Source organism: Sphingorhabdus sp. (assembly GCF_044374345.1).
In the GTDB taxonomy this organism is placed as follows: Bacteria; Pseudomonadota; Alphaproteobacteria; order Sphingomonadales; family Sphingomonadaceae; genus Sphingorhabdus_B.
The window spans coordinates 1-8,184 of the sequence record NZ_JBILOS010000094.1 but is presented as its reverse complement, the minus strand read 5'-3'; the positions used below and the strand labels follow the sequence as shown (position 1 = coordinate 8,184).

The 8,184-nt window shown below is 54.1% G+C and carries 7 protein-coding genes and 1 pseudogene; 3 read left to right on the top strand and 5 right to left on the bottom strand.

The genetic code is table 11. The features are described from left to right. Window positions 1-327, bottom strand: a pseudogene (locus ACIQ5B_RS09205) (tyrosine--tRNA ligase); the annotation flags it as partial. 32 nt (window positions 328-359) lie between these two features. On the opposite strand from ACIQ5B_RS09205, the gene ACIQ5B_RS09200 reads away from it, so the two are divergent. Together ACIQ5B_RS09200 and ACIQ5B_RS09195 are read left to right on the top strand one after the other, a co-directional pair. Continuing rightward, complete coding sequence (locus ACIQ5B_RS09200) at window positions 360-920, top strand: DOMON-like domain-containing protein (RefSeq protein ID WP_397598750.1); 561 nt, start codon at window positions 360-362, stop codon at window positions 918-920. Beyond that, entirely contained in the window at window positions 917-2,116 is a 1,200-nt protein-coding gene (locus ACIQ5B_RS09195) for an exo-beta-N-acetylmuramidase NamZ domain-containing protein (RefSeq protein ID WP_397598749.1), read from the top strand. The genes ACIQ5B_RS09200 and ACIQ5B_RS09195 overlap by 4 nt, the downstream gene beginning before the upstream one ends. On the opposite strand, the gene ACIQ5B_RS09190 is transcribed toward ACIQ5B_RS09195, so the two are convergent. Then, window positions 2,113-3,282 (bottom strand): VWA domain-containing protein, encoded by a 1,170-nt coding sequence (locus ACIQ5B_RS09190; protein WP_397598752.1) that lies wholly within the window; start codon window positions 3,280-3,282, stop codon window positions 2,113-2,115. The genes ACIQ5B_RS09195 and ACIQ5B_RS09190 overlap by 4 nt on opposite strands. 151 nt (window positions 3,283-3,433) lie before the next feature. Between ACIQ5B_RS09190 and ACIQ5B_RS09185 the strand changes: the two genes are divergently transcribed. Further along, window positions 3,434-4,834, top strand: coding sequence for a methyl-accepting chemotaxis protein (locus ACIQ5B_RS09185; protein WP_397598748.1), 1,401 nt, complete (start codon window positions 3,434-3,436; stop codon window positions 4,832-4,834). A 12-nt stretch (window positions 4,835-4,846) separates the two neighbouring features. Here the strand turns inward: ACIQ5B_RS09185 and ACIQ5B_RS09180 are convergent, their stop codons facing one another. The 3 genes from ACIQ5B_RS09180 to ACIQ5B_RS09170 form a co-directional block, all read right to left on the bottom strand. Beyond that, entirely contained in the window at window positions 4,847-5,692 is an 846-nt protein-coding gene (locus tag ACIQ5B_RS09180) for an AAA family ATPase (RefSeq protein WP_397598747.1), read from the bottom strand. 240 nt (window positions 5,693-5,932) lie between these two features. Beyond that, window positions 5,933-7,936: an RNA polymerase sigma factor RpoD gene (gene rpoD / locus ACIQ5B_RS09175; protein ID WP_397598751.1), complete on the bottom strand. Its 2,004-nt coding sequence runs from the start codon at window positions 7,934-7,936 to the stop codon at window positions 5,933-5,935. 51 nt (window positions 7,937-7,987) lie between these two features. Next, on the bottom strand, window positions 7,988-8,184 hold a 197-nt coding region (locus tag ACIQ5B_RS09170), incomplete at its 5' end, for a hypothetical protein (protein ID WP_397598746.1).

Here is an 8,184-nt window from a genome sequence, read left to right as displayed (position 1 = left end):
CGCCGTGCGTATCGACGATATGTTGGCTTCGATGGTTTCATCGGTCAGCATCTTGCGGACTTCGTCTTTGCCCGTCGGATCACCAATACGCGTCGTGCCCCCGCCCATGACCACGACGGGTTTATGTCCAGCCTGCTGCAATCGGCGTAGCAACATGATGGAAACCAGATTTCCGACATGAAGCGATGGCGCAGTCGCATCGAAGCCGATATATCCCGGAACAATCTCTTTAGACGCAAGCGCATCAAGCGCCGCCGCGTCGGTTGTTTGGTGGATGTAGCCGCGTGCATCAAGCTGGCGAAGAAGATCAGATTTATAAGCAGTCATAGCGCGTTAGCGCCTAGCATGGAGTTTCGACATTGGCCAATATTTCGATGATGGAAACGGCGCTGCAATGTCATCCACTGAGCGAAAGCGGCTTTGTGGAGGCTATCGCCGTGCACGTTGATCGCGCCGAAGACGGTCGTTTGCAGATGAAATACACGCTGCACGGGCCGATCGACGAGATATGCTTCCCCGAAGCCACGCAACCGGAACGCACGGACGGACTTTGGAAAAACACATGTTTTGAATTGTTTTGCGGCCGCGCCGATGACGGCAGCTATGTCGAATTCAACTTCGCGCCGTCGGGGCAATGGGCGGCATATGCCTTTACCGGATACCGCGAAGGCATGACGGAGCTTGCTTGCGCGCCACCGCACATAGAGTACACGGCGGGGAAGGGCATATTCGAAATGACGGTCACAGTAGCGCTGCCCGAATCCTTTCGTACGGTGGATGTAATGGCCGGGTTCAGCGCCGTTATTGCGGACAAGGGCGGACGTACCGCTTATTGGGCACTCGCGCACCCACCCGGGAAAGCGGATTTTCATCATAAGGATTGCTTTGCCCTGCAACTGGAGGCACGAAGCGCGGCATGAAATTTGGAATTGATCGCCTCCTGACGGAGCCAGAACTTCGCAAGCCATTGGCGGGTAAACGTGTCGCGTTACTGGCCCATCCAGCGTCGGTGACAGCAGACCTGACGCACGCACTGGATGCGTTGGCGGCGCTGGACGATATCAATATCACCGCTGCCTTTGGCCCCCAACATGGTCTTCGGGGCGATAAACAAGACAATATGATGGAGTCACCCGACTTCACCGACCCTGTGCTCGGCATCCCGATATTCAGCCTCTACGGCGAAGTGCGGCGCCCTACCACCCAGTCGATGGAGACCTTTGACGTCATCCTGATCGACATGCAGGATCTCGGTTGCCGGATTTATACGTTTATCACGACGCTGCTCTATGTGCTTGAGGCATCTGCCGCGCATGGCAAATCGGTTTGGGTATTGGATCGCCCGAACCCTGCAGGCCGTCCCGTAGAGGGGCTGACGCTGCAAAAGGGATGGGAGAGCTTCGTTGGCGCTGGGCCGATGCCCATGCGGCATGGGATGACTTTGGGTGAGATCGGGCATTGGTTTATCGATCATTACAAAATCGACGTCGATTACCGCGTTATTGAAATGGCCGGCTACGAACCAGACGCAGCGCCCGGATATGGCTGGCCTACCGATCGGATATGGATCAACCCCAGCCCCAATGCACCCAACATCAATATGGCCCGCGCATATGCCGGTACGGTGATGCTGGAAGGGGCAACATTGTCAGAGGGCAGGGGAACGACCCGTCCGCTGGAGATATTCGGCGCGCCGGACATTAACGCGCGCGATGTAATGGACGAAATGCGGGCGTTTGCGCCGCAATGGCTGAATGGCTGCACGCTTCGGGAAATCTGGTTCGAACCGACATTTCACAAGCATGTGCATCAGCTATGTCATGGTGTGCACATCCACGCAGAAGGTCCATCATATGACCATGACGCGTTCCAACCGTGGCGGATCCAGGTATTGGCATTTAAGGCCATCCGGCGGCTCTATCCCGAATATGATCTGTGGCGCGACTTTCCGTATGAATATGAATTCGGCAAGCTCGCCATTGACGTGATCAACGGCGGCCCCGCCTTGCGTGAATGGGTGGATGCACCCGACAGCACGCCCGAGCAACTGGACGCAATGACGTCAGCTGATGAACAAGATTGGTTACAGAAACGCGCGCAATATCTGCTATATTAGTGGCCGTGCTTCCGGCTTAATTCGCGCATCGCGTCGTCGAGACCTTCCAGCGTCAACGGGTACATCCGGTCATTCATCAATTCCTTGATGATTTTTGTGGATTGCGAATAGCCCCATTGTTTTTCGGGCACGGGGTTAAGCCAGACCGTGGCGGGATAGGTGTTCGTAATCCGGTTCATCCAGACAGCACCGGACTCTTCGTTGAAATGCTCCACCGACCCGCCGGGATGCGTGATTTCATAAGGGCTCATTGACGCATCGCCGACCATGACCACTTTATAGTCATGCGGGAATTTGTGCAGAACGTCCCACATCGGGGTGCGTTCGCTAAACCGGCGCTTATTGTCTTTCCAAACGCCTTCATATGGGCAGTTGTGGAAATAGAAAAATTCCAGGTTTTTGAACTCGCTAGTGGCCGCACTGAAGAGTTCTTCGCAAAGCTTGATAAACGGATCCATGGACCCGCCGACGTCAAGCATCAGCAGCACCTTGATCGCGTTACGGCGTTCGGGGCGCATTTGAATGTCTAACCAGCCTTTGCGCGCGGTGCCATTGATTGTGCCGTCAATATCAAGCTCTTCAACCGCGCCATCGCGGGCAAAGCGGCGCAGCCGGCGCATCGCAATCTTGATGTTGCGGGTGCCAAGCTCACGCGTGTTGTCGAGATTCTGGAATTCGCGCTTGTCCCACACCTTTACGGCGCGTTTGTGCTTGGATTCGCCGCCAATGCGGACGCCTTCGGGATTATAGCCCGAATTGCCATAAGGCGATGTACCGCCGGTTCCGACCCATTTGTTGCCGCCCTCGTGGCGCTTTTCCTGCTCCTCAAGCCGCTTTTTCAGCGTCTCCATCAGCTCGTCCCAGCTGCCCATTTTTTCGATCTTCGCCATTTCCTCCGGCGACAGATATTTCTCGGCAATCGCCTTTAGCCAATCGGCGGGTACATCCACGTCGTTCTGGCCATATTCGGTGAATATACCTTTGAAAACCTTGCCAAATACTTGATCGAAACGGTCCAAAAGCGCTTCGTCCTTCACCAGTGTCGCGCGGGCCAAATAATAAAATTCTTCGGGGCTTTGGTCGATAACATCCGCATCCAACGCGGCGAGAAGTGCAAGATGCTCTTTCAATGAAGCGGATATACCGGCGGACCGCAACTCTTCCATGAACGAGAAAAACACCGGCAGTCTCCTGTTTAATTGACCAGTTAAAGCTTTTGGCTGTTTCGGCACGCGCCGTCAACAACCGGCGATTAACTCTGTGATAACCATATTGGGGTAGGCCCTGTTACAAACGACAGAACAAGGTGCCAAAGCCATGAAAATGGAAAAAGTCGCATTGAGTGAAAATCACTGGATCCACGAAACCGCACAGATATGCGGTGAGGTTACCGTTGGCTGTGCGGAAGCTGCCGGTGTGCTCGAACAGGCGCTACAATCTGCAGATTGGCTCAAGGCAAGGCACGGCGAGATGAGCGAGCTGACGCAAGCACTTGATGCGGACATCGCGGAGGTGGCACAGGCGACCCGAGATGCAAGGAATTTGGCCGAAGCCGCTGTCGCAAAGCTGAAGACGGGGCACGACACGGTTCAGCTATCACTGGCGAGCTTTTCGGAACTCATCAGTCTCATCATGAGCCTTGGTTCGCATATCACCGGTTTTGCAGCAGCGATGGAGCAAGTGAAGCGGGTGTCGCAATCGATCGATTCGATTGCGCGCACGACCAACATGCTGGCGCTCAACGCTGCGATTGAGGCGGAAAAGGCGGGTGCCGCTGGGCAGACGTTCGCGGTCGTGGCGGCTGAAGTCAAAAAGCTGGCGCATGATACGCGGCGCGCTGCGGTGGAAATAACCGGAACGGTGAACTCGCTTTCGCACGAAGCCGCGAAATTTGTCGTGGAAATCGAGGAAGGTGTATCGACAAGCGCCGCCGCGCAAGAGCAGTTTTCGAGCCTTCAGGAGCTCATTTATGGCGTGAGCGATGTCGTTGCCAAGGTGGGTGACCACAACCGAGAGATTGCAGACAGCACCGCACAAATTCACCGTGGGCTGGTCGATTCGCAAAATGTTCGTGATGCGGTCGAAGGGGCCAATGGCGAAATGTTCGCTGCTGTTGTTCGTGCGCATAGCCAGATCGGTGGTCTGGAAATGCAGGCAAACAAGATGTTTGACCATATTGTGCACAGCGGATTGTCAAAGCGCGATAGCCAATTTGTCGCGCTTGCCCGCCAAAAGGCCGAAGAAGTGAAAGCATTGACCGAGGCCGCAATCGCGGATGGCTCGCTGACGCTAGAGGCGTTGTTCGATACCGATCTGCGTCTCATCGAGGGCAGCAATCCGCCGCGCTTTACATCGAAGCTTACACCATGGGCGGAACAACATTGGCAGCCATTTATTGAAGCCGTCAAAGACAGCAATCCCGACGAAATAACGTCGGTGGTGTGCAGCAGCCTTAAAGGCTTCTTACCCGTTCAGTTGAAAGAACTGTCGCGGCCGCCAACGGGCGATATTGCGCATGACACGAAATATTGCCGCAACGGCCGCGTTATTCAGGACCCGGTGGATATCCCAGCGAAAACAAGCGAGCAGGATTATATGATGGCCGTATTTCGCCACGAAGGCGACGGCCATTCATATAAGGTCATGCGGAACGTATATGTTCCACTGCGCATAAATGGACGCCGTTGGGGCGATTTTGAAATCGCTTACAGCGTCTAAACAAGGCGCAGCTTAGCTGTTTGGACGCCGTGCCATAAAGGCCAATCGTTCAAACAGCATAACGTCCTGCTCATTCTTAAGCAGCGCGCCGTGCAGTGGCGGAATGGCCTTGGTTGGGTCGCGTGACTGCAGAACGTCCAGTGGCATGTCTTCGTGCAGCAACAGCTTTAGCCAATCGAGCAGTTCGCTCGTGCTTGGCTTTTTCTTAAGGCCGGGGACGTCCCGGACTTCGTAAAAAATGTCCATGGCCTTCGACACCAGCATTTTTTGGATGCCGGGGAAGTGGACATCAATGATGGACTGCATCGTCGTGCGATCAGGGAATTTGATATAATGGAAGAAACAACGGCGCAGGAACGCGTCAGGCAGTTCCTTTTCATTGTTCGATGTAATGATAACGATCGGGCGCTCGACAGCTTTTACGGTTTCCTGCGTTTCATACACAAAGAATTCCATACGATCGAGTTCCTGAAGCAAGTCGTTCGGAAACTCGATATCGGCCTTGTCGATTTCGTCGATCAAAAGAACAGGTAACTGAGGTGCGGTGAACGCTTCCCAAAGCTTACCCTTCTTGATGTAATTTTTGATGTCGTGAACGCGCTCATCACCCAATTGGCTATCGCGCAAACGGGCAACGGCATCATATTCATACAGGCCCTGATGCGCCTTGGTCGTGGATTTGATGTTCCATTCAATCAGCGGCGCGTTGAGCGCAGCCGCGATCTCCTGCGCAAGAACGGTTTTGCCGGTGCCAGGTTCGCCTTTAACGAGAAGCGGGCGGCGTAGCCGCGTGGCTGCGTTTACGGCAACTTTCAGATCATCAGTTGCGACGTAATTATCAGTGCCTTCAAAGCGCATGGACGAACCCCGTTTGTTAATCGAACGATTAATTCGTTAAGTGGGCCCACTGCGTTATGCAATATAATAGTTTACGCCGCGGGGTATGGGGCAGGTGGCACGCATTCCGTTTTGCGGTGTTGGCCGAGCCGGATTGCCCACACATTATTTCCGCCATGGCGACCGGAAACCCGCACATAAGCGAGGGAAACCGGTCCATACCATCAACCGTTCAGAGATATAAATTCGGCAGCCCGCCTCTTATTGGTCGAGGAAGCTGCGCATTTTGCGGCTGCGGCTTGGGTGCTTCAGCTTGCGGAGTGCTTTCGCTTCGATCTGACGAATACGTTCGCGGGTAACGCTGAACTGTTGGCCAACTTCTTCCAATGTATGGTCAGTGTTCATGCCAATACCAAAACGCATACGCAGCACGCGCTCTTCGCGCGGTGTCAATGACGCCAGAACGCGGGTCACGGTTTCCTTCAAGTTCGCCTGAATAGCGGCATCGACAGGAATGATCGCGTTCTTGTCTTCGATGAAGTCGCCAAGATGGCTGTCTTCCTCGTCGCCAATCGGCGTTTCGAGCGAGATCGGCTCCTTCGCGATCTTCATGACCTTGCGCACTTTTTCCAGCGGCATGGAAAGGCGTTCGGCCATTTCCTCTGGCGTCGGCTCGCGGCCTTGCTCATGCAAGAACTGACGGCTTGTGCGCACCAGCTTGTTGATCGTTTCGATCATATGCACGGGAATACGGATGGTACGGGCTTGGTCCGCAATCGAACGTGTAATTGCCTGACGAATCCACCATGTTGCGTAGGTGCTGAACTTGTACCCACGGCGATATTCAAATTTATCGACCGCTTTCATGAGGCCGATATTGCCCTCTTGAATGAGATCGAGGAACTGAAGGCCGCGGTTGGTGTATTTCTTGGCGATGGAAATAACGAGGCGCAGATTGGCTTCGACCATTTCCTTCTTCGCAATACGCGCTTCGCGCTCGCCCTTTTGCACCATGTTGACGATGCGGCGGAATTCACCCAGCGACATGCCGGTATTCGCGGCAATGTCCGCTATCTCGCTGCGAATGCGCTCAACGCCTTCGGCTTCGTTCGTTGCGAAGGCCGTCCATTTTTTGTCGAGGTTTGCAACATCGGTCAGCCAATTTTCGTCGAGCTCATGGCCCATATAGCTGTCGAGGAACGCCTTGCGCGGAACCTTGTGCCGCTCGGCCAAGCGCAGCATTTGGCCGCCAAGCGCGGTTAAGCGACGGTTGAACGAGTATAATTGGTCGACCAGATATTCGATCTTGTTCGCGTGGAACTGGACGCTTTCGACTTCAGCCGTCAATTCTTCACGTAATTTGTGATATTTATTTTCGGAAGCTGAGGAAAATTCTTCGCCAGCGTTCAAAGCCCGCATGCGTTCCAGCTGAATGTTCGAGAATTTCTTGAACAATGAGGCTATCTTGGCAAAACGCTCCAAGGCCGCGGGCTTCAACGCCTCTTCCATCTGCGCGAGACTGAGCGTGTTGTCTTCTTCCTCTTCTTCAACCGGGCGTGAACGCCGCTCGGTCAAATCATCATCATCGTCACTCGCCGCTTCTGGCTCGTCGTCGACCTCGTCTTCTTCCTTGTACGAGACACCAGCGGTTTTTTCGCTGATTTCTCCGTCGCCTTCTTCTTCCTCGTCGTCGGTCAGCGTTTCAGGCGCTTTCGACAACATGGCGTCAAGATCAAGGATTTCGCGCAGCTGCATTTCGCCGTCGTTAAGTGCGTTCGACCAGTCAATAATGGCGTGGAAAGTGATCGGGCTCTCGCAGAGGCCGAGGATCATCGTGTCGCGTCCGGATTCAATCCGCTTTGCAATGGCAATTTCGCCTTCGCGGGACAGCAATTCAACCGCACCCATTTCGCGCAAATACATGCGCACTGGGTCATCGGTGCGTTCGCCGGTTCCGGTTTTCTTGACCGTGCTGGTCAACGAGCGCGGGTCGTTTTCAGAAATATTGTCGACGGTTTCGACTTCTTCCTCTTCCTGCTCGTCCTCGCCATCTTCACCGGCTTCGTCATTCTCGACGATTTGCACGCCCATGTCGTTGATGGCGGACATGACATCTTCGATCTGTTCGGAAGACATCTGATCCTGCGGCAAGGCAGCATTTAATTCGTCATAGGTAAGGAAACCGCGGCGCTTTGCCTTGGCTAGCAGTTTTTTGACGGTCGCATCATTTAGGTCAATCAGCGGTGCATCGCCGTTTTCGACCATATCTTCTTCATTCTCGTTTACGCGACTTGCCAAAATAATTCCCCGATACTCTCATAAACCGTCCACATCTCGCCTGAAAAATGCGATGATGCGATCGTCAAATGCCTTCTTTTCGTGACGTAACCTTTGCTGTTCGGCAAAAGTTTCGTCCGTCATCTCTAAACTCGCCAACCGTGTAGCGCGTTCCAGTGCTTCTTCGAGCGCGGGACGCTGCTTCATCAGCCTGATTGCTTCACCCAAATCTTTTG